Below are 20,063 nucleotides of genomic sequence, written 5' to 3' on the forward strand. Positions count from 1 at the left end.
ATTCGACGGCTCCGAGGACTACCACGCGCGCATCGACGACCCGCAGCTTGGCATCGACGAGCGCACCATCCTGGTGATGCGCGGTGCCGGCCCGGTAGGGCATCCTGGTGGGGCGGAGGTGGTCAATATGCAGCCGCCCGAAGCGCTGCTCAAGCGCGGTATCGAGTCGCTGCCGTGCCTGGGTGATGGCCGCCAGTCGGGGACCTCCGGCTCGCCGTCGATTCTCAACGCCTCGCCGGAAGCGGCCACCGGCGGCGGTCTGGCGCTGCTCGAGAGCGGCGACCGGCTGCGCGTCGACCTCAAGCGCGGCGAGGTGCGGCTACTGATCGATGACGCCGAGCTCGCCGAACGGCGCCAGCGCCTGGAGGCCGAGGGCGGCTATCGCTACCCGGATCACCAGACCCCCTGGCAGGAGATCCAGCGCAGCATGGTGGAGCCGCTGGACCGCGGCATGACGTTGACGCCGGCGACCAAGTACCGCGACGTGGCGCGGGTCAGCCCGCCCCGGGACAATCACTGATAGTAAGAGGGGGAGAGACCATGTCAGATAAGCTTGTCGAGGTAGCGCTTGAACTGGAGATGAGCCTGGGCGAGAGCCCGGTCTGGTCCGCGGCGCAGCAGACCCTCTACTGGGTGGATATCAATCGCGGCACGATCTACGCCTGGCGACCGGCCAGCGAGGCGGCGCCGGAGACGATGACACTAGATGAGAAGGTGGGCTGCATCGCGCTGTGCGGCGAGTCAGGCGACGCGGGGTTGCTGGCCGCGGCGGCCTCGGGGCTGGTGCGGCTGAGGCTGCCGTTTGATGGTCAGCTCGAACACCTGGCGGCCAATCCAGAGTGGCAGAAAGAGCAACACGAAGGGCAGGGCAATCGCTTCAACGACGGCCGCTGCGACGCCGTCGGGCGTTTCTGGGTCGGCACCATCGACGCCGAGGAGAGCCAGCCTAGCGCAGCGCTCTACACGCTGCAGGACGGCGCCCTGGTTCGGCGCCTGTCGGGCATCGGCATCTCCAACGGGCTGGCCTTCAGCCCCGACCGGCGCTGGCTCTACCACACCGACTCGCTGACGCGGCGTATTCTGCGCTACCCCTACGACGTAGAGAGCGGTGGGCTGGGAGAGGGCGAGACCTGGGTCGATCTGGAGGCGCTGGGGCTTCCCGGCGTGCCCGACGGTGCCGCAGTAGACAGTGAAGGCTGCTACTGGAGTGCCCTCTATGACGGCGGCCGGGTGGTGCGCTTCTCCCCCGAGGGCGAGCTGCTCGCCGAGCACGAGGTGCCGTGCCCCCATCCCACCATGGTCGCGTTCGGTGGCCGTGACCTGCGCACGCTCTATATCACCACCGCTACCCAGCATCTGGATGACCCGGGCAAGGCGAGCTGGCCGGCGGCGGGCAGCCTGCTGAGTATGGCGGTCGCGGTGCCGGGGCTCGCCGAGCCCGGCTGGACGGGGCGCTGATCGGGGCTTAGGTCTCGACCATCCTCTCGCCCAGCGCCCGCATGAAGCGGCTGCCGGCCTCGAGCTGGTCGATGTCGATATACTCGTCGGGCTGGTGGGCCTGGCTGATGCTGCCGGGCCCGCAGATCACCGTGGACAGCCCTTCGCGCTGGAACTGGCCGGCCTCGGTGGCGTAGGCCACGGCGCCACCCGCTGCCTGCTCGCCGAGCAGCGCATGGCACAGCGTCAGCGCCTCGGCGTTGTCGCGGTCGGCCAGCGCCGGCACGGTATCATTGAGCGTTTCGGTGACGATGCCGGTGTGCGGTGCGCGCTGGCGCATCTCGGCTTCGAGTTGGCTAGCGTAGTCGGTGACGCGGCCCAGCAGCTCGTCGAAGCGGTCCTGGGGCAGGTGGCGGATCTCCCAATCGAAGCTGCACTCCCGGGCCATGATATTGATCGCCGTGCCGCCGGCGATCTTGCCGACGTGAAGGCTGGAGTGGATCACATTGAAGGCCTCATCCACGCGGCCCTCGGCCTTTAGCTCGCTCATCACGTCTTCGATCCTGGTGACCAGGCGCGCCGCCACGTGGATCGCCGAGACGCCCTGGTTGACCTGGCTGGAGTGGGCGGCGTGACCGGTCACGGTGGTGCGCAGGTTGGTGGCGCCTTTTTGTGCCACTACCGGTGCCATCGACGTCGGCTCGCCGACAATCACCGCCGACGGGCGCGGGTGGTCGGCCATCAAGCGCTCGATCATCCGCGGCGCCCCCACGCAGCCGATCTCTTCGTCGTAGGAGAGTGCCAGATAGATCGGCTTGGGGAGGTTCAGTTCCACCCAGCGCGGCACCTCCGACAGGGCGCAGGCGATAAAGCCCTTCATGTCGCAGGTGCCGCGGCCGTAGAGGCGACCGTCGCCCTTGTCGACCAGCATGAAGGGGTCGCTGGTCCACGGCTGGCCATCCACCGGCACCACATCGGTATGCCCCGACAGCACCACGCCGCCCTCGACGGCGGGGCCGATACGCGCCAGCAGGTTGGCCTTGCTGCCATCGTCGCTGTCGATGCGCCAGTGCTGCACGGCGTATTCGTCGAGGTAGGCCTCGACCCACTCGATCAGCGCCAGGTTGGAGTCGCGAGACACGGTGGGAAAACCCACCAGCGTCTCCAGCAGCGTCGCTGCGTCATTCATGCTGATGCCCCTTATCATGGAATCCCATCAGCCTAGCATGAGCCGGGGGCGGCTTCGCCACCTACACGGCCTGCGATACCTACTGGGACAGCGCCATGCCGCCTGGCTGGCGCGGCCGGAGGCCGCGGCGTAATAAGATTTACTAATATTCTCTTGCGGCCGCTGGTGCATAAATCAGTCCTAGCTCCATAAGGCCGTCTGCAGCGATGCGTCGGCCGGGTTAGCCGAGCAAAGGATGGAGGAGGAGAGGGCATGAGCGATGACAATCAGACACCTCTAGTGATCTATCAGCATGGAGATCATCCCGTAGAAGTGAGGCTGGATACTGGGCAGGAGACTATCTGGCTGCGTCAGGAACAGATGAGTGAGCTATTTGGCCGTGAGCGCTCGGTGGTTACCAAGCACCTGCGCAATATCTTCCGGGAGGGTGAGCTGGATGAGGGGGCAGTATGTGCAAATTTTGCACATACTGCCGAGGACGGTAAGACCTACCAGGTTTGCCACTACAATCTGGATGTCGTTATCTCCGTTGGCTATAGGGTTAAGTCACATGAGGCTACTCATTTCCGTCGCTGGGCAACCCGGGTGCTACGCGAGCACCTCACCCAGGGCTGGACGCTAAGCCGCCAGCGCTTCGAGGAGAATGCCCGCGAGCTGGAGGCCGCTATGGCCCTGGTGCGCAAAACGGCCGGCAGCCCGACGCTGGATACCACCAGCGGCCGTGGCCTGATCGATATCGTCACCCGTTATGCCCAGACCTTTCTGCTGCTGCAGCGATACGACGAAGGCCTGTTGACCGAGCCCCGCGCCCAGGCCGGCGGTCAACTGCCCACTCTGGCCGAGGCTCGCACGGCGCTGGCGTCACTAAAGTCCGATCCGGCTAACAAGGAGACCATGATCCGGCTGATCATGAATATGTTGGCCACACCCGAAGGGGGCTGACGACTCCTCAGCTTGCGGTGAGTGGTCACGACATGTTTACGAAACGCGATTTTTTCGACACGTCCCGCGGATATGTCGATGGCATCGACATGACGGCCGCCACGGAGGGGCATGAAGTTAAAATAACGCCGATCACGTTAGCCAAAAAAGCGGCTATGGAGACACCATGAAGCCATTTTCCATCCTGCTGATCCGATTGCTGGGTCTTTACATCTTCCTGCAGACCCTATTCGCGTTCCTTCCGGCGCTGCTTGCGCCGAATGCCGCTGAGTTCTGGTCGGGTGAGGTGCTGCCCATTGCCGTCGCTACGGTGGTCGTGCCGATGCTGGGCGGTGTGTTGCTGTGGTGCTTCGCAGCTCGCCTGGCAGGCAGGCTACATGGTGATGCCGGTGGCGATGTCCAGGTCAAGGACGATGATCTGGTGCGCGCCGGCACCTTTCTGATCGGCGTGTATCTGCTGGTCCGTTATATCGGCATGCTGGTGGGCGCCTATGTCTCCACGGGCAGCATCGCTTACGACGCCCTGATCGCGGTCGTGGCAGGGCTCGGCATGATACTGGGCGGCGGGTTCCTGACGACGCTGTATCGCAGGGTCAAGTATTACGGTGCCGATAGGTAGGCGATGTGACGAAGCCTGCTGACCGTATCAGCTGTTGCTACACTGGGCGTCTTGTAGGCGACGTCGGCATGGGAGCAGAGCGTTCGTGAGAAGAGAGTCCAGTACCCTGGCATTTTCCGCCTTTATGGCACTGCTGATTGGCAGTGTGGGCATCGTGGCGACCTTGGCCACCAACTCTCAGGCCATCCTGCTGGATGGCCTGTTCAACCTCATCTACTTTTGCGTCGCGCTGGTGACCATCAAGGTCAGCAAGCTGGCCAGCCGCCCGGATAGCGATTCCTACCCCTTCGGCTACAGCTACTTCGAATCGCTGGTCAACCTGTGCAAGGGCTTGCTGATACTGGGGGTCTCCCTCTTTGCCCTGGTGGATGCCGTTGTCGCGCTACTGACCGGGGGGCGCATGATCTCCGCGGGGCTGGCCGTCATGTATGCGCTTTTTGCTACGGCCGCCTGTTCGTTGACGGCCTGGGTCATGCACCGCAGCCAGCGCCATGTACATAGCCCGTTAGTGGTGGCCGATAAGTTCAACTGGCTGGTGAACAGTCTGATCTCGGCGGCGGTGCTTTGCGCCTTTTGTTTGGTCCTGCTGTTCGAACACTTGGACTGGCAGGCCGTGCTGCCGTATGTCGATTCGGTACTGGTGGTGGCGGTCGTGGTGCTGTGCCTAGGGGTGCCCGTGCGCATGGCCTCTCAGGCGCTGCAGGAACTCCTCAACAAGACCCCGGACGAGTCGGTCGCCGAGCCCGTCCGCCAGGCGGTGGCACGCGGACTTGCCGATATTGATACCCAGGAAGTTCGAGTGAGGATGGTTCGCCCAGGACGCCTACTGTACGTCATGGTTCATGTCGTGCTTGCCGTCGACCACCCGCAGTCGTCGCTAGCCAGCCAGGATCGATCGCGGAAGCGCATCGAGGAGGAAGTGCGCCAATACTACTCACCTGTTGTCTGCGATGTGGTCTTCACCGCTGACAAGCGCTGGGCAGCGCCATCCTGCGGGCTACTGGTGGAAAAGCACCCCTGATGCCCGAGCGCGAGCCTGTCATCGGGTGCGACGCTCTGCGCGGACTGTCCGCTAGGCCTCGGCTCTAAAGCACCTCCCGCGTCACCTCCATGACCCGCCCATCCACGCCGCGCTGAATCTTGTCCTCGATCTCGCTGCACAGCGATTCCACCTTGGGTAGCGTGGTGGCGGTGACCACGAAGGTCCACTCGCTGGCCTCAATGCGGTCGTGCTCGCCGCTTTCGCAGACTGCGACCGCCGGGTTGCGACCGAAACGCTCATGCAGGCCACCCATGCGCTGGCGCTTCTCCTTGAGGGAGCGACAGCCGGGCAGCGAGATGCTAAGGGTCAGTACGGCGATATGCATGATGGCCTCAGTTACCTGTGCCGATGCTCAATCTCAGCGCCTGCAGACCGTCGAGCTCCAGGCGGACCTCATCGGAGAAGACCGGGTGGCCGATCACTCGAACGTCCAAGCTCGCCTCGGCGCCGCGGTAGCGGACGTCAATGGAAAGCTGGGTATCGGTAGAGAGCGGGGCCAGCAGGCCGTAGTCGACGCTATCCACCTCAAGCGCACTAAGCCCCCGCGCCTCGAGCTGCTGCTCAATGGCGTCTTTTACTGCCACGCCGTAGTAGAGATACAGGCCGCCGTAGGCCAGCCCGGCGATCACGATCAACGAAAAGAGACGACCCATGGATTCCTCCTGAGGAACAGCTGCCTTGCAAGTGAGCGTAATGGAGGTGGGTTATACCACGTGGCGACGTCCGGCAGGGCGCTCGGGTTGCCAGGCGCCCTCGCGAATCGCCGGGCAGCCGCTGACACCATGGTTATATAGGTAGAGCCAGGCGGGGCCATGGGCCGTGGAATAGACCACCCGCTCGAAGTCGCCCTGCTTGGGCGTGCGCACGCGGTGATCCTCGAGGTGGTCGAGGCCGGCCATCAACTGGGCGTCGACCCGGAAGATTTCCACCTCGATACCCCGCGAGGGCTGTGGCTTGGCGCCGGGGTAGGGGCCCAGGTCGTAGAGGGTCACCGCGGTCAGGCGGTCGCTGCCGAGAAACTCGGCCCCCTCCATCCAGTGATGGTTGCGCAGCCCGCGCTTCAGCGTGCCGTAGACGGCCACCAGCGGGGTGTGGGCAACGGCAAGCACCGGGGTGTGGGCAACGGCAAGCACCGGGGTGTGCATAAGGCGACTCCGTAACGCTGGATTTTGACGCACATTCTATCATCCCGCCTGGCCGAGGCTCATATGCGCCCCTCGCTTGGAGCGTGCAGCTAGTCCAGCGGCTGCTTTTTCTTCACGTACAGTGTCTTCTTGAGCCTGGCGACCAGTTCGTCTGTTTCGTCCTTGATTAAACGACGGCGACATGACACGAACGCTGCTAGACCAGCACCTGCTCCGCCGAACGCCTCGGGCTCGGTGAGGCTCCCCGGGACGGGTAACCGACACGGAAGACGAAGGTTGGTTGCCAGTCGGCTTCGCCAACCAGCCGCCCAAGTGCCCGGGCAGCCTTAGGCTCGAAACCCAGTTCGCGTTCACGGTCCACCCGCTCAACGGGCTGGTTCAGCGGCTGCATCGCCAGCCCCTGTGTTGTTGCCCACAAGTGCATGCGCTGCCAGATCCGCCCGGCCCCCAGGGTCTGGGCACGGTCGTAGAGATCCTGCACGCCGATCAAGCCGAAGGCCGGTGCCGTGGCAACCTGGACATCCCTAGTGGCATCCAGCCAGTACCGATGATTGGTCTCGGCGGAGGAGCGCGGCATCACCTTCGCTATCGCCGTCATCACTGGCGAGAGTCCAGCCGCATCCAGCGTCGGGCCATCCCGATGCGCCTGAACCTCCTCCCAGGAGTGGCGAAACCAGCGCTCACTGTCGGTCACCATCGGCTCATCCGCAATGATCGCCTCCGTGGCTTCCACGATGAGTTGCCAACATGCAGCAATGGCCTGGTTCTCGGTGAACATCATGATGCCGACGCCGTCGTCATCATCGGCCATGGCCGCGAGGGAGCTTAGTGCCGCCGACGACACCGGGCGCTGGCTGTCGTAGGGCCCCCGGTTGGTGTGGCGGCGCGGAATCGCATCATGGAGAGCATCCTCGGTCGGGCCCACCTCCGAAAGAGCAATGCGTGCCACTCGCGCCTGCTCGGGCTGGGAGTCGATCGGTCCCAGCGTACCTTCCGAGAATGCCAGCTCCGCCGAGTAACCGTTGGCGCGGGCCGCACGCATCATGTTCTCCACCGCGCAGCCAAGCCCCAGGTGCATTTCGCGCAGGTACGGGTCGAAGGTTCCGAGGTTGCGGGTGCGATCGGCATAGAGCTCGACCGCATCCTCGTCGACGCGGAAGATCCAGGGCTGGGTGTTGTGGGGGTTGGCTGCCAGGATGCCGGCCCGGACGAGAGCCAGCGGTCCCGATTCGCTGGCTGCACGCCAATCGCTCCAGGGCTCATACGCCGGCCCGTTGCCGGCACTGAACACGCCCTGGTCGGCCGAACGCCAAACGGTCCCTCCCACGACAACAACGGTGACTCCGGCCAAGCCTTGCAAGAAACCTCGACGCTTCATGTGATTGTCCTCTTTGGCCCCTGCACCGGCGGCCGTAGTTCGACGCACCCTCCGGTGCGACATGCGAGCTGGATCGCCCGGCGTAGCTGTTGCCATCCGGCTTCCGTGTGACGCACCACTTCGCCGGTCAGCCGATGGCCTGCTGTACCTCTGGGGTGATAGCAACGCGGGGTGAACGAAGGGCACGTCAGCCAATCGGGCTGTCATTCAGGACACCCATAATCTGCCGACGATCAACAGCAGAGCGTCGGCACCGATGGACGATCTCCCACTGTGTGGATAGGCCGCCTAGCGTTCGGCGGCCTTTGCAAGCCGGGCGCCGAGTGATGGGTCGGCGTCGGGACCGGCGACCATGGCGATATCGGCCAGTTTGAGCGGGCGTCCATCGGCGCTCAGCACGCCCACCGGCGCAACCTCCCGGCCGGATTCTTTCTCGACGAAACGCATCGAGGCCTGGCCGTCGCACAGGTGCTCACTGGCCCACTGGGTCAGGCCTATCAGCACCGGAAACAGGGCTTGCCCGGACCAGGTGAGGCGGTACTCGACCACGCGTCGGTCGGTGGTCGAGGCCGCGCGTTCCATCAATCCCGCCTCGACCAGTTTCTTTAGCCGGTCCGCCAGGATGTTACGAGCAATTCCGAGCTCGCGCTCGAACTCGTTGAAGTGACGGGTGCCGAGGAAAGCCTCGCGTAACACCATCAAGGTCCATCCCTCGCCGATGATCTCGGTCACGCGGGCCATGGGGCAGTTGGATTGAAAAACGTTGGTTCGAGTCATGTGGGGATTGTGACAAAAGACAGTTGCAACTTGCAACTCTTTTTGATGTGGTGTCACATAGGTTGCAAAGTACAACCAGTATTGAAGCGCAACTTATACTTATCACCAGGAGATCACGCATGAACCCATCGGCTTTGATCCGCAATATCGGGCGCCTCGTCAGTCCGGTGCTGCCAGCAGCCTCGGCTCGTCTGGCCGAATCATTGGCAACGCAGCCGCGCCGGCGATCGTTCCGTTCGGACGATGCTGAGGCTGACGCCGAAACGGTCACTCTGCGTTTTGGCCTGAAGGCCTTGCGTTGGGGAGAGTCTGGCCCGGTCATTATTGCGCTGCATGGCTGGGAGGGCAGGCCGCAGCAATTTCGGTCATTGGGCATTGACCTGGCCGGGCGGGGCTATCAAGTGTTCGCCCTGACCGCGCCGGGCCACGGTGACAGCCCGGATCGCGAGGCCCATCCCGGCTTGTTTGTCGATGCGCTGCTTGAAGCGGCTGGTGAGCTCGGGCCGGTGCATGGAGTGATTGGACATTCCATGGGTGCGGGAGCCGCGCTGTTGGCGCAGGTGAACGGTTTACGGGTAGAGCGCTCTGTCTGTGTGGCCGGGCCGGCCGGGTACCGCGGGGTGCTCGAGCGCCTTGCCGATCAACTCGGCCTGGCACCGGCCAGCCGCGCCAGCTTCTTGCGCGCCATGGAGGCACGCACCGGCCTGCTGCTGAACCAGACCCATCCGGCTGAAGTGTTGAAAAGCATCGACACCCGCTTGCTGATCGTGCACGACCACGATGATCCGGTGGTGCCCTATGCCGATGCCGAAGCGATCGTCCGTCACGGTAGTGATCGGGTTGACTTGCTGGCGACCCGCGGTCTTGGTCATGGCCGGGTCCTGAAAGACCGTGCTGTGGTTGAAACCATCACCGATTTTATGCATTCCTGACACGGAGACATGCATCATGTTCATCCCCGACCACGTGTACAGCAGTGCATTTTGACTGAATGAATTCCCACCAAAATGGTTGGGGTGGCTCGCCTTGCTAAGTGGCGAAGCGATGATGCTCGCTGGATGAGGCCCTGGTCATGGCGGAGCTGGCGTCGTCGTGGCGTCAGGCGCGGGAGCTACAGCGGTGTGCGTCAATGGCCACCTTTTCGCTCGTCGAACACAGCAGCAAGGGCGCAATAATTAAAGGGCCGCTTTTCGTTAGAAAGCGGCCCCATCGGCATCACGTAGTTAGAAGCGTTCCAGCCTTAAGTAACGGAGAGGCTGGTCTACTTCTTGACTTTATCGGCTTCAGAACTCTTGGCTTTCTGCATGCCGTCGTTGACCTGATCCTGTCCTTTCTGGAAGTTTTCCTTGAGCTGCTGTTGGCCCTTCTGCATGTTTTCTTCGAGCTGTTTTTGGCCCGTCTGCATGCTGCCCATTGCCAACTGCTGGGTTTCTTTCAGATATTCCTGGCTCAGGGAGCTGATCTTGTCGGTGTCAGCCTTCAATCTCTCGCCCATTTCCCGAATAGAGTGTTGTTGCTCCTCGACCACTTGCTGAAAGCTCTCGGAATCCCTGACCTCAAGCCAAGAGCGCGATTGGGCCAAGCTTGTATCAGCAAATGCGCGAACAGCATCGAACTGTGTCGAGAACAGCTTTTCATAGTAATCGGTGGTCAGTGACCCGTAGGCACGCACCGGCTCTACCATTGAGCTGTCGAACTGCTGCTTGGCACGATCAGTCCCTTTCTCGATAGTGCTTTCAGCGTCTTTCTTGGTCTTTTCAATACTCATCTAACACCTCCATGTAATTTGGCAGATGAAATAAAAATGTGCTGGCTTATTCAAGATGCCCAGTTGAAGCCTAGGCCGAAATGCGGCATCGCTCTGTACGGCAACACACCGATTCGGGCTGCTTGACACCTCACTCCCGCTCGTCGCGAGTCGAGCGCAGCAGCACGCGGTCCATGCCGCGGGTGCTGAGCACCCGCCTTAGCGCTGCAAAGAGGTGGGTGGGCAGCGTCACCGCATAGCGGGGCTTGGGGCGGCGGCTCTCCAGGGCGTGGATCAGTTTGTCCACCACGGCCTCGGGGCCGAGGGTGAAGGGCGCCTTGCCGTCCTGGCTGGCGAGGCGCGCTTCCACCTTGCGGTAGGTGTCGGCATGGGCGCTGTGGGTGGTGTCGATATTGGCCTTGAAGGCCTGGTAGGCGTTCTCGCGGAAGCGGCTGGCGATGGGCCCGGGCTGGATCAGGCTGATATGGATGCCGCTACCCTGCAGCTCCTGGCGCAGGGTATCGGTCAGGCCTTCGAGGGCGAACTTGGAACAGACGTAGGCGCCACGGTAGGGCAAGGCAGCGAAGCCCAGCACCGAGCTGTTGTGCACAATCCGGCCGTGGCCCTGGGCGCGCATCATCGGCAGGACCCGGGTGGTGAGTTCGTGGGTGCCCAGCAGGTTGGTTTCCAGCTGTTCGCGCAGCACTGCCCGGGTCAGGTCCTCTACCGCGCCGGGCTGGCCGTAGGCGCCGTTGTTGAACAGGGCGCTTAGCCGCCCCGCGGTGCGCGCTTCCACCGTCGCCACTGCAGCCTCGATCGAGGCGCTGTCGGCGAGGTCCAGTGGCAGTGCCTCGAAACCCTCCTCCTCGAGCCGAGCGACGTCCGCTGCGGCCCGCGCCGTGGCGAACACCCGCCACCCTCGCTGGGCAAGCGTATGGGCCGCGGCATGGCCGATGCCGCTGGAGCAGCCAGTGATCAGTATGCTGCGCGTCGATGCATCAGGGGCGTCTGACATCCTCGTCTCCTTGTTGTGAGGGCCTGCATGATGAGGTTGCCTGGGAAGAATACGCAACATTGTCAGGCCCTTATGCTACCTCGACGGCATCGTGCCACCTTGCATCGAGTTGCTAGACTGGTAGCGAACGCAAGGCATTCTTCGGCGTGTGGCGTTGGATGCCAGCATAATAAAGGCCATGGAGGCGCAGGATGAGTGACACCAAGTACGCACAGCAAGGCATGACGTTTCGCCAAAGCGTGGAACACATGGTGGATCATGCCATCGAGATCATGGGATTGGACGAGGGAATCGGCAACGCCATGAAGGTGTGCCAGAGCGTGGTGCAGGTCTCCTTTCCGGTGGAAATCGACGGCAAGGCGGAGATCTTCACCGGCTGGCGAGCCACCCACAGCGATCACCGGCTGCCGTCGAAAGGCGGCATCCGCTACGCGCCGATCGTCGACCAGGACGAGGTCGAAGCCCTGGCGGCGCTGATGACCTACAAGTGCGCCATCGTCGACGTCCCGTTTGGCGGCTCCAAAGGCGGGTTGGTGATCGATCCGCGTAAGTACGAGCGCCATCAACTGGAAGCGATCACCCGCCGTTTTGCCCGTGAACTGATCCTCAAGGGCTACTTGAGCCCGGCTCAGAACGTGCCGGCTCCGGACATGGGCACCGGGCCGCGCGAGATGGGCTGGATGGTGGATACCTACCGGCAGATGTTCCCCAACGACATCAACTATATGGGCGCGCTGACCGGCAAGCCGGTAGAGCATGGCGGGGTACGCGGGCGCAACGAGGCGACCGGCCGCGGGGTGCAGTACGCGCTGCGCGAGCTGTTCCGTCATCCTGAGGAGCTGGAGCGCTGCGGCCTGTCTGGCAGTCTCGCCGGCAAGCGGGTCGTCGTCCAGGGGCTGGGCAACGTGGGCTACCATGCTGCCCACTTCCTGGAAACCGAGGATGACTGCCTGATCACCGCGATCATCGAGCGCGATGGCGCTGTGGTCAATCCGCAGGGCCTGGATGTCAGCGCGGTGCGCGATCATCTTGCCGAGACCGGCGGGGTCAAGGGCTACGCCGGCGGCGAGTATCATGCGGAGGGTGCCGCGCTGCTGGAGATGGCCTGCGATATCCTGATTCCGGCGGCGCTCGAGGGCGTGATCACCGCCGACAACGCCGAGCGCATCCAGGCGCCGTTGATCGCCGAGGCGGCCAATGGCCCGGTGACCTTCGCCGCCGACAAGATCCTTCAGGAGCGCGGCGTGGAAATCCTGCCGGATGCCTACTGCAACGCTGGCGGGGTGGTGGTCTCCTACTTCGAGTGGATTCGTAACCTCAATCATGTGCGCTTCGGTCGCCTGGAGCGGCGCTTCCACGAGGCCAGGGGCGAGCAGATCATTGCCGCCATCGAAGACGCCACGGGTGTCGAGGTCCCCGAGCACCTGCGCGAGAAACTGGCGCGCGGGGCCGATGAGTTCGACCTGGTGCGTTCAGGGCTGGATGACTCCATGCGCCTGGCGTTGCAGTCGATCATCCGCTTGCGCCGCGACAATCCGAAGATTCACGACTACCGCATGGCGGCCTACGCCATCGCCATCGAGAAGGTCGCCCGCCACTACCGCGATATCGGCTTCTGATCGTCTTTTCGCTATAGTGTGGGCGGGGTCGGTCAAGTGGTTACCAACCTCGCCCGGCGGGTGGCGTTGAGCGTCATGGTGGTGTGCCGATCATCCGTTCCAGCTCACGGTTGAAGGCTGCTGGCTTGGCCATGTGCAGGAAGTGGTCGCTCTCTTCCATGATCACGGCATCGAAGTCCGGTAACAGCTCGCGGTTGGCGTCGACGTCGGTCGGCCACAGGTCGGCGTTGATCGCTACCACGGGTATTGTCAGTTCCTCGAACTGCTGGGCCGCTTCGCCATCGGCTTGCCGCGACAGCATCTCCTGCATGGCGCTGATGGCCACCTCAGGCGGAGCGGCTGCCATATCCTGCATGACCCAGTCGCGCAGCGTGGCATCGGTGCTGTCGATAAACATCGACGCCACGAACTCGCGTGCGGCCGGAGCGAAGTCTTCCTTGAGCGGTTCCAGCAGCGCGTCGCGCTGCTCCTGGTCGACCTCCGCGGCCACGTCGTGGAAGGTGTCGACGCCGATGATGCCGATGACGCGTTCCGGCATCAGACGTGCCGCTTCGACGCTGACCGGTCCGCCCATGGAGTGGCCGATCAGGATCGCTTGCTCCACCTCCAGGTCGTCCAGCACCGCCTTCACGTCCTCTCCGAAGGCGGGCAGGGTGTGGGCCTCACGCCCTTGGCCAGAGTGGCCGTGCCCGGCAAGGTCGACCGTCACCACGCGATGACTCTGCGAGAAGTGCGGCAGCTGCCCGCGCCAGTAGCGCCCGTCGCCGCTCCAGCCATGGATAAAGACCAGCGTCGGCTCGCCGCTGCCCTGCACCTCGTAGGCAATCGGCACGCCGTCCGCCGAGTCGGCCACTCGCGGCCAGTTGACCTCGGCGGCCAGCGCCTGGCCGGCAAGGGCCAGCAGCAGCACTGCGCCATACACTGCAAATTTGCTCATGGTGCCCTCCCTCGAGTGTTCGTGACTTCTGCAGCATGACTTCTGCAGCATAGATGAGTCATGCGCTCACCAACCTCGCCCGGCTGGTGCCGTTGCCCAGCGGTTCGACCTGGATCTGCACCGGGATGCGCTCGTGCATCTCCTGGACGTGGGAGATCACGCCGACCCGGCGGCCCAGCGCCTGGAGGCCGTCGAGGGCCTCCATGGCCAGCGCCAGTGACTGGGGGTCGAGGCTGCCGAAGCCCTCGTCGATGAATAGCGATTCGATGGTGAGCTCGCCGGAGGCCATGGAGGCGAGTCCCAGGGCCAGTGCCAGGGAGACCAGGAAGGTCTCGCCGCCGGAGAGCGAGTGCACCGAGCGGCGCTCGTCGGCCATGTCGTTGTCCACCACCAGCAGGCCGAGCTCGCTGCCGCCGCGCACCAGGCGGTAGCGTCGGCTGAGCCCGGCGAGGTGCAGGTTGGCGTGCTCCAGCAGCTGTTCGAGGTTGTAGGCCTGGGCGATGCGCCGGAACAGCTTGCCGTCGGCGGAGCCGATCAGCTCGCTGATCTGCCCCCAGCGGCGGTACTCGGCGCGGGCGCTCTCGCGCTCGGCCTGGCCCTGCTGCTGGCGCTGGCGCTTGCGGTCGTCGTCGCGCAGGGCGTGGGCGGCTTCATCGCGCTGCTGCTGGGCGGCGTCCAGTTGCGGGGCCAGGGCATGGCGCGCCTCGATGAGCGCCTGGAGCTGGCGGGCGATCTCGCGCTGAGCGCCCTCACCCAGCAGGGCTTCGTCGGCGTCACTGTCGGCCAGCGACTGACCGCGGCGGTGCTCGAGCAGGGCGCTGCGGCGCTCGGCCAGGGTGGCGGCGGCGCGCTGGCGTGCCTGATCGGCGGCCTCGATGCGCTGCTCCTGCGTACGGGCCTCGTCCTCGCCCTGGGCCAGCAGGCGGGCGAGGGTGGCGTCGTCCAGCTCGGGGTGGTCGCTGCGCCAGGCGCTCAGCTCGCGCTCCAGGGTCTGCTGCTCTTGGCGTCTGGCGCTGAGCTGCTCGGCCTCGTATTCCCGCTGCTGGGTAAGGCGCAGCCGGGTCTGCTCGGCCTCATGCTGCTTGGCGAGTGCTCGCTCGCGGGCCTGGCGGGCGCTCTCCAGGGCGGCGTCGAGGTGCTGCTGCCAGGCATCCGCGCTGGCGTGCTCACCCAGTATTTCGGCCAGGCGCTGGCTCAGGGTGTCGCGCTGCGCCTGTAGCGGTGGCAGCTGCGCGTCGAGTTCGGCCAGGCGCCTGTCGGCGCCGGCCTTATCGGCCGCCAGGCGTGTCAGGGTCAGCTCGCCCTGGCGCAGGGCCTCTTCGAGGGGGGCGATTTCGGCCTCGGCTCGGGTGAGCTCATCGAGGGTCTGGCGCTCGCGCCGGCGCCGAGCCTCGCTGTCATCCTGCTGAGCGCGCAGCCAGGCATCGCGCTGCGCCTCGTTCACCTCCTCCAGCTCGCTATATAGCGGGTGCGCTTGCAGCGCCGAGCGGGCGCTGGTCAGGCGCCGCTCGGTCTCTTCCAGCTCCTTATGGCCCTGGACTAGAGCGGCCTCCACGGCGCGGTATTCGCCGACCAGGGTATCGCGCTGCTGCTGGGCGTCGTCGCGGGCCTGCTTGGCGTCATCCAGTTGGCGCGCCTCTTCCGCTTCCTGGGCGGCGAGCTGGGCGGCCTCGGGCGTCGCCGGCGGCTGCTGGCGCCAGGGGTGGTCGAGCCCGCCGCACACCGGGCAGGGCTCGCCGGGCTGCAGGCTTTCGCGCAGCTGCGCCACGCTCTCGCTGCGCACGGCTCGGCTGCGCTCGATCAGTGCGGTGACGCTGGCCAGGTGGGCGTCGGCCCGATCGAGACGCTGGCGCGCCGCCTGGCCGTCGGCGAGTAGCGTCTCGCGGCTCGCCTGGTGCTTTGCATGCAGCGCGCTGAGCCGCCGGTGGGCCGCCTCTACGCGGCCGAACTCCTGCCAGCGGCTGCCCAACTCGCCCAGGGCCAAGTGGCGCTGGGCGGCGCTGTCGTGGGCCTGCTGTGCGGCCTGGCGCGCGTCGTCCAGCCGCGAGTGAGTGCCCACTAGCCGGGTGAGGGCCGCCTGCCAGTCGTCCCGCTGCTGTTGCCGGCTCTGCTGCGCCGCCTCTGCCTGGCGGTGCTGCTCGGCGAGGGCGGAGGCCTGGGTCTGCTGCTGCTGGCGTTGCGCTGCCAGGTCGGCCAGCTGCTTCTCCAGGGTGGCCAGCCGCTGGGCCTGCTCGCGGGCGTCGCGCAGGGCGGGGTCGGCCTGATGGCGGGCGTCATTGGCCGCAGTAAGCGCTTGCTCCGCCTGGGTGAGCTGGGTGGCGGCGGCCTGCTGCTCATGGTGCGCGTCCTCCAGTGCCGCTTGGGTCTTGGCGTGGGTGGCCTCGAGAGCAGCGATCTCCCCGGGCAGCGCTGACTGGCGGGCGAGGGCGTGGCGGCGCGGGGCGATCAACTGGCGGAAGTCGCGGTCGGCGCGCTGCTGGGTAAGCGCTTGCCAGGCTTCGTCGGCCACTTGCCGCTCTGCCAAGCCCTGGTGATAGGCGTCGTGCAGGCGAGCATCATCGTCGTGCCAGCGCTGGCGCGTGGAGAGTGACTCCTGCTGACTTTTCAGGTGAGTAAGCGCTTGCTGGGTGGCCTCTGCGGCGCGCTCGAGTTCGGCGCGGGCCTCGGGCTCGGCGGGCAGGTCGTCGGCGAGCTTGGCGTCTAGGGCGTCTACCGCCTTCTTCGCCTGGGTGGCGCGGCGGTAGGCGGCGATCGAGATCTGCGAGTACTCGGCGGTGCCGGTGAGGCGCTCGAGCAGGTCGCTGCGCTCGTTGTCGTCGGCCTTGAGGAAGGCGGCGAACTCGCTCTGGGCCAGCAGCACGGCGCGGGTGAACTGGTCGAAGCTGAGCCCCAGGCGCTCGGGTAGCAGGCGGTCGAACTCGCGCTTCTGGGTGGTCAGCAAACGGTCGTCGTCGAGGTCGCGCAGCGACTGCTCGGCGGCCTGCAGCCGGCCGCTGGCCTTCTCACGGGCGCGGCGCACCGCCCAGCGGGCGCGGTAGCGGCGTCCGTCGCGGCCGAGAAAGTCGACCTCGGCATAGCCGCCGGCGGTGCCGCGGCGTAGCAGGGTGCGCGGGTCGGCGGTGTTGAGGGTCTCGCCCTCGACATCGGGTAGCGGGGCGTCGCGCACCGGTGCCTGGCGCAGCCGTGGCGTGCTGCCGTAGAGCGCCAGGCATAGCGCATCGAGGAGGGTGCTCTTGCCGGCGCCGGTGGGCCCGGTGATGGCGAACAGGCCGGCGTCGCGCAGCGGGGCGGCGGTGAAGTCGAGCTCCAGGGGGCCGGGCAGTGAGGCCAGGTTGGCGAGGCGCAGGGCGAGGATCTTCATGGCCGTGGTTCCTCGTCGTCGCTATCCAGCACCTCCTGCAGCAGCTGGTCGAGGTCGGCCATCACCGCCTCCCCCGGCGGTTCGCCCCAGCGCCCCTGCCAGGTTAGCGCGAACAGCTTGCGCGGGCCCAGGCTCTCGAGATCGACGCGGGTCTGGGCGTTGTGCTCGGCGACCTTGGGCAGGCGCCGCTCGAGCCGCAGCAGGCGTACCGACTTGCCCTCCAGGGCCGACTCGATGCGCGTGCGCAGGTCGGGCAGCGGGGCGTCGAGTTCCACCTTGACCTCCAGCCACGGCCAGCGCTCTCTGGGGAGTGCCTGTTCTAGCTCAAGCCCTTGGGGCGCCTCCAGGGCGGCGAGAGCCTCGAGCACCTCATCAAACGAGGCGGGTCCGACGCGAATCATCGCCACCGGGCGTGGCACCGGGATGGCCTGGGTGGCGACCAGGGCGTCGTCGGCAAGCGTGACCTCGACCACCTGATGGGGATAGTCGACCTCGCTGAAGTCCAGCGGCAATGGGCTGCCGCTGTAGCGAATGCGCGCCTCGCCGACCTGCTGGGCGCGGTGCAGATGGCCGAGCGCCACATAGGCGATATCCGGCGGGAAGAGGGCGGCGGAGATCGACTCCTCGCCGCCGATCACGATGGGCCGTTCGCTGGCCTCGGATACCGCGGCGCCGTGGAGGTGGGCATGGCTCATGGCCACCAGCGCCTGGTCGGGGCGGCGCTTCTCCTGCGCCGCGCCGATCAGCTGCTGGTGGACCCGGCTGATGCCGTCCACATAGTCGTTGCCCCGCTCGTCCTGGGGCTCGTCTGCCGTCGTGCCGACTCCGGTGACCTCGGCGGGCCGCAGGAAGGGCAGCGCCAGGCACCAGGCGCGGGTTTCGCCCTGGCTGTCGGTGAGCGGCACTAATAGACGCTCGGCGTCGAGCCGGCCGTCGTCGAGCCAGTTGACCCGGCCCAGGGCGTGGGTGCGCAGGCGTTTCATCAGCGGCGCCGGCAGTTCGATGCGGTTACCGCTGTCGTGGTTGCCGGCGATCAGCACGATATCGAGCAGTGGTAGGCGCTGGTGGGCGGTGACGATAAAGTCGTAGAGCAGCTCCTGGGCGCGCAGCGAGGGATTGACCACGTCGAAGATATCGCCGGCCACCAGCAGGGCATCGGCCTGGCGCTCATCGAGGGTGTCGAGCAGCCAGGTGAGGAAGGCGCGATGCTCGGCGTGGCGCTCCTGGCCGTGAAAACTCTGGCCGAGATGCCAGTCGGCGGTGTGGATCAGCTTCACGGTGGCTCCAATGGGGTGACACAAAGGCTCGATGATAGCGTCTGTCCGCCTCCACTGCAGCGCATGGCACACTTGAGGTGAGTCAGGTTGCCACAGGATTGCCTCTCTGGCGGCGTGGCCTAATCCATTAGTCGCAAAAGCTTTCAGGTGCTTTGCAGCCGGCTTTCCGCAACGCTACCCTTGATATTGTACATTCGCGCTTTCTTGTACAATTAATTACCTTTTTGCCATCGCAACCATTGCATCCCGCAAAACAACAATTGGAGTACGCTTGTGAAAAAATTTGCACTGCTTCCCCTCGCCGCCGCCACCGTGATGATGGCCGCTGCGACCCAGGCCGTGGCTGATCGCGACGGCTGGCCCGAGAGCTTCACCATGGGTACTGCCAGTCAGGGGGGCACCTATTACATTTACGGCTCTGGCTGGGCCAATCTGATTGCCGACGAGCTGGGCGACATGTCCGGCGGCGGTGAAGTCACCGGCGGCCCGACCCAGAACCTGGCGCTGGTCCACAACGGCGATATCTCCTTTGGCATGGCCACCATGGGCCCGGCCACTGACGCAGTGGCTGGCGAGAGTCCGCTGGCGCCGGGCGTGCCGATGGATAACGTCTGCGCGATGTTCCCGATGTACGAGACGCCGTTCTCGATTACTGCGCTGTCGAACTCCGACATTACCAGCATTTCCGAGATTCCCGATGGCGCTCGCATCGGCTTCGGCCCCTCCGGCTCGACCTCCGACACCTACTTCCCAGCGATCCTCGAAGAGCTGGGCATCGACTTCGAGCGTCGTAACGGCGGCTGGACCGACCTCGGTGGCCAGCTGCAGGATGGCCTGCTCGACGTCATCGCCTTCGCCGCGGGCATCCCGATCCCGGCGGTCAGCCAGCTCGAGGTGCAGACCGACGTCAACATCATCGAGTTCACCGAGGAGGAGCAGCAGGCCGCCATCGACGCCTTCCCGGTCTCCGAGTTCATGATCCCGGCCGACACCTACGAGACCCTCGAGGAAGACGCCCGCGCCGTATCGATGTGGAACTTCGCCATCGCTCGCTGCGACCTGCCGGAAGACTTCGTCTATGAGGTCACGCGCATCACCATGGAGAACAACGACAAGATGATGGACGTGCACCGCAGTGCCGCCACCACCATTCCCGAGAACGTCGTGCACAACACCGTGATGCCGTTCCACCCGGGTGCCGCGCGCTGGTTCAACGAGAATGGCTATGAGATCGATGACGATATGATCAACTAAGCGCTTCTTGCTTGATTCGCTTCGACTGGCCGCTCACCGCGAGGTGAGCGGCCATTTTGTCTATTGTCAATTCATGCGGTGTCGATTGGTCGACGCCGGGGCGGACACGACCGTCGCATGATGCCTGGAGGTGACGCTGATGAGCGATAATGACAAGACCCCGCCTGCGGGACAGGGTGCCGAGGAGACGCCCGATAACAAGGACGCCGCCGAGCTGCTGGCCGAGGGCGTCGACGAAGAGGTCATCGAGTCCAACCGCCGCCTGTTTACCGGCTGGCAGTGGGCGCTGTTCGGCGGTCTCGCCGTGGCCTACTCGCTGTTCCA

The 20,063-nt window shown here is 65.2% G+C and carries 20 protein-coding genes; 9 read left to right on the forward strand and 11 right to left on the reverse strand.

Annotated features, from left to right (window positions below; all coding sequences use genetic code 11):
* Both IEI94_RS09500 and IEI94_RS09505 read left to right on the forward strand, forming a co-directional pair.
* A partial coding sequence (locus tag IEI94_RS09500; RefSeq protein ID WP_191167088.1) for a dihydroxy-acid dehydratase occupies positions 1 to 520 on the forward strand: 520 nt, incomplete at its 5' end.
* Between the two features lie 20 nt (positions 521 to 540).
* Positions 541 to 1,458, forward strand: coding sequence for an SMP-30/gluconolactonase/LRE family protein (locus IEI94_RS09505; protein ID WP_191167069.1), 918 nt, complete (start codon positions 541 to 543; stop codon positions 1,456 to 1,458).
* Between the two features lie 7 nt (positions 1,459 to 1,465).
* On the opposite strand, the gene argE is transcribed toward IEI94_RS09505, so the two are convergent.
* Entirely contained in the window at positions 1,466 to 2,626 is a 1,161-nt protein-coding gene (argE, locus tag IEI94_RS09510; protein ID WP_191167070.1) for an acetylornithine deacetylase, read from the reverse strand.
* Positions 2,627 to 2,878: 252 nt separating this feature from the next.
* Between argE and IEI94_RS09515 the strand changes: the two genes are divergently transcribed.
* From IEI94_RS09515 to IEI94_RS09525, 3 genes are all read left to right on the forward strand, one after another.
* Positions 2,879 to 3,568: a virulence RhuM family protein gene (locus tag IEI94_RS09515; protein WP_191167071.1), complete on the forward strand. Its 690-nt coding sequence runs from the start codon at positions 2,879 to 2,881 to the stop codon at positions 3,566 to 3,568.
* A gap of 166 nt (positions 3,569 to 3,734) precedes the next feature.
* The gene (locus IEI94_RS09520) at positions 3,735 to 4,187 is read left to right on the forward strand and encodes a hypothetical protein (protein WP_191167072.1); all 453 of its coding nucleotides are present in this window, start codon (positions 3,735 to 3,737) and stop codon (positions 4,185 to 4,187) included.
* 85 nt (positions 4,188 to 4,272) lie between these two features.
* Positions 4,273 to 5,208: a cation diffusion facilitator family transporter gene (locus tag IEI94_RS09525; protein ID WP_191167073.1), complete on the forward strand. Its 936-nt coding sequence runs from the start codon at positions 4,273 to 4,275 to the stop codon at positions 5,206 to 5,208.
* A 64-nt stretch (positions 5,209 to 5,272) separates the two neighbouring features.
* On the opposite strand, the gene IEI94_RS09530 is transcribed toward IEI94_RS09525, so the two are convergent.
* From IEI94_RS09530 to IEI94_RS09550, 5 genes are all read right to left on the reverse strand, one after another.
* The gene (locus IEI94_RS09530; RefSeq protein ID WP_191167074.1) at positions 5,273 to 5,554 is read right to left on the reverse strand and encodes a DUF503 domain-containing protein; all 282 of its coding nucleotides are present in this window, start codon (positions 5,552 to 5,554) and stop codon (positions 5,273 to 5,275) included.
* 7 nt (positions 5,555 to 5,561) lie between these two features.
* Entirely contained in the window at positions 5,562 to 5,882 is a 321-nt protein-coding gene (locus IEI94_RS09535) for a hypothetical protein (RefSeq protein ID WP_191167075.1), read from the reverse strand.
* Positions 5,883 to 5,933: 51 nt separating this feature from the next.
* Positions 5,934 to 6,374: a gamma-glutamylcyclotransferase gene (locus IEI94_RS09540; protein ID WP_191167076.1), complete on the reverse strand. Its 441-nt coding sequence runs from the start codon at positions 6,372 to 6,374 to the stop codon at positions 5,934 to 5,936.
* A gap of 196 nt (positions 6,375 to 6,570) precedes the next feature.
* Positions 6,571 to 7,752, reverse strand: a complete 1,182-nt coding sequence (locus tag IEI94_RS09545) for an Acg family FMN-binding oxidoreductase (protein WP_191167077.1) — start codon at positions 7,750 to 7,752, stop codon at positions 6,571 to 6,573.
* Between the two features lie 288 nt (positions 7,753 to 8,040).
* Positions 8,041 to 8,529 (reverse strand): winged helix-turn-helix transcriptional regulator, encoded by a 489-nt coding sequence (locus IEI94_RS09550; protein WP_191167078.1) that lies wholly within the window; start codon positions 8,527 to 8,529, stop codon positions 8,041 to 8,043.
* A gap of 119 nt (positions 8,530 to 8,648) precedes the next feature.
* On the opposite strand from IEI94_RS09550, the gene IEI94_RS09555 reads away from it, so the two are divergent.
* Positions 8,649 to 9,461 (forward strand): alpha/beta fold hydrolase, encoded by an 813-nt coding sequence (locus IEI94_RS09555; protein ID WP_191167079.1) that lies wholly within the window; start codon positions 8,649 to 8,651, stop codon positions 9,459 to 9,461.
* 329 nt (positions 9,462 to 9,790) lie between these two features.
* On the opposite strand, the gene IEI94_RS09560 is transcribed toward IEI94_RS09555, so the two are convergent.
* Both IEI94_RS09560 and IEI94_RS09565 read right to left on the reverse strand, forming a co-directional pair.
* The gene (locus tag IEI94_RS09560; protein ID WP_224750046.1) at positions 9,791 to 10,297 is read right to left on the reverse strand and encodes a phasin family protein; all 507 of its coding nucleotides are present in this window, start codon (positions 10,295 to 10,297) and stop codon (positions 9,791 to 9,793) included.
* A 130-nt stretch (positions 10,298 to 10,427) separates the two neighbouring features.
* Positions 10,428 to 11,291 (reverse strand): SDR family oxidoreductase, encoded by an 864-nt coding sequence (locus tag IEI94_RS09565; RefSeq protein ID WP_191167080.1) that lies wholly within the window; start codon positions 11,289 to 11,291, stop codon positions 10,428 to 10,430.
* Between the two features lie 191 nt (positions 11,292 to 11,482).
* Between IEI94_RS09565 and IEI94_RS09570 the strand changes: the two genes are divergently transcribed.
* The gene (locus tag IEI94_RS09570; RefSeq protein ID WP_191167081.1) at positions 11,483 to 12,910 is read left to right on the forward strand and encodes a Glu/Leu/Phe/Val family dehydrogenase; all 1,428 of its coding nucleotides are present in this window, start codon (positions 11,483 to 11,485) and stop codon (positions 12,908 to 12,910) included.
* 73 nt (positions 12,911 to 12,983) lie between these two features.
* Here IEI94_RS09570 and IEI94_RS09575 read toward each other — a convergent pair whose 3' ends face one another.
* From IEI94_RS09575 to IEI94_RS09585, 3 genes are read right to left on the reverse strand one after another with little or no spacing between them, the layout of a single operon-like run.
* A complete protein-coding gene (locus IEI94_RS09575; protein WP_191167082.1) occupies positions 12,984 to 13,847 on the reverse strand; it encodes an alpha/beta fold hydrolase in 864 nt (287 codons plus the stop codon).
* 58 nt (positions 13,848 to 13,905) lie between these two features.
* Entirely contained in the window at positions 13,906 to 17,208 is a 3,303-nt protein-coding gene (locus IEI94_RS09580) for an AAA family ATPase (protein WP_191167083.1), read from the reverse strand.
* Positions 17,205 to 18,485, reverse strand: coding sequence for an exonuclease SbcCD subunit D C-terminal domain-containing protein (locus IEI94_RS09585; protein WP_191167084.1), 1,281 nt, complete (start codon positions 18,483 to 18,485; stop codon positions 17,205 to 17,207). Before IEI94_RS09585 ends, IEI94_RS09580 begins: the two co-directional genes overlap by 4 nt.
* Before the next feature lie 273 nt (positions 18,486 to 18,758).
* Between IEI94_RS09585 and IEI94_RS09590 the strand changes: the two genes are divergently transcribed.
* Together IEI94_RS09590 and IEI94_RS09595 are read left to right on the forward strand one after the other, a co-directional pair.
* Positions 18,759 to 19,739 (forward strand): TAXI family TRAP transporter solute-binding subunit, encoded by a 981-nt coding sequence (locus IEI94_RS09590; protein ID WP_318153383.1) that lies wholly within the window; start codon positions 18,759 to 18,761, stop codon positions 19,737 to 19,739.
* A 139-nt stretch (positions 19,740 to 19,878) separates the two neighbouring features.
* On the forward strand, positions 19,879 to 20,063 hold a 185-nt coding region (locus tag IEI94_RS09595; RefSeq protein WP_191167085.1), incomplete at its 3' end, for a hypothetical protein.

It is taken from the genome of Halomonas sp. ML-15 (genome assembly GCF_014779595.1).
GTDB lineage: Bacteria > Pseudomonadota > Gammaproteobacteria > Pseudomonadales > Halomonadaceae > Franzmannia.

What these genes read in the sequence shown, in the direction of transcription:
- IEI94_RS09505 (WP_191167069.1), top strand. Translation starts at nt 541, where the DNA reads ATGTCAGATAAGCTTGTCGAGGTAGCGCTTGAACTGGAGATGAGCCTG.
- argE (WP_191167070.1), bottom strand. Translation starts at nt 2,626, where the DNA reads ATGAATGACGCAGCGACGCTGCTGGAGACGCTGGTGGGTTTTCCCACC.
- IEI94_RS09515 (WP_191167071.1), top strand. Translation starts at nt 2,879, where the DNA reads ATGAGCGATGACAATCAGACACCTCTAGTGATCTATCAGCATGGAGAT.
- IEI94_RS09520 (WP_191167072.1), top strand. Translation starts at nt 3,735, where the DNA reads ATGAAGCCATTTTCCATCCTGCTGATCCGATTGCTGGGTCTTTACATC.
- IEI94_RS09530 (WP_191167074.1), bottom strand. Translation starts at nt 5,554, where the DNA reads ATGCATATCGCCGTACTGACCCTTAGCATCTCGCTGCCCGGCTGTCGC.
- IEI94_RS09535 (WP_191167075.1), bottom strand. Translation starts at nt 5,882, where the DNA reads ATGGGTCGTCTCTTTTCGTTGATCGTGATCGCCGGGCTGGCCTACGGC.
- IEI94_RS09540 (WP_191167076.1), bottom strand. Translation starts at nt 6,374, where the DNA reads ATGCACACCCCGGTGCTTGCCGTTGCCCACACCCCGGTGCTTGCCGTT.
- IEI94_RS09545 (WP_191167077.1), bottom strand. Translation starts at nt 7,752, where the DNA reads ATGAAGCGTCGAGGTTTCTTGCAAGGCTTGGCCGGAGTCACCGTTGTT.
- IEI94_RS09550 (WP_191167078.1), bottom strand. Translation starts at nt 8,529, where the DNA reads ATGACTCGAACCAACGTTTTTCAATCCAACTGCCCCATGGCCCGCGTG.
- IEI94_RS09555 (WP_191167079.1), top strand. Translation starts at nt 8,649, where the DNA reads ATGAACCCATCGGCTTTGATCCGCAATATCGGGCGCCTCGTCAGTCCG.
- IEI94_RS09560 (WP_224750046.1), bottom strand. Translation starts at nt 10,297, where the DNA reads ATGAGTATTGAAAAGACCAAGAAAGACGCTGAAAGCACTATCGAGAAA.
- IEI94_RS09565 (WP_191167080.1), bottom strand. Translation starts at nt 11,291, where the DNA reads ATGTCAGACGCCCCTGATGCATCGACGCGCAGCATACTGATCACTGGC.
- IEI94_RS09570 (WP_191167081.1), top strand. Translation starts at nt 11,483, where the DNA reads ATGAGTGACACCAAGTACGCACAGCAAGGCATGACGTTTCGCCAAAGC.
- IEI94_RS09575 (WP_191167082.1), bottom strand. Translation starts at nt 13,847, where the DNA reads ATGAGCAAATTTGCAGTGTATGGCGCAGTGCTGCTGCTGGCCCTTGCC.
- IEI94_RS09580 (WP_191167083.1), bottom strand. Translation starts at nt 17,208, where the DNA reads ATGAAGATCCTCGCCCTGCGCCTCGCCAACCTGGCCTCACTGCCCGGC.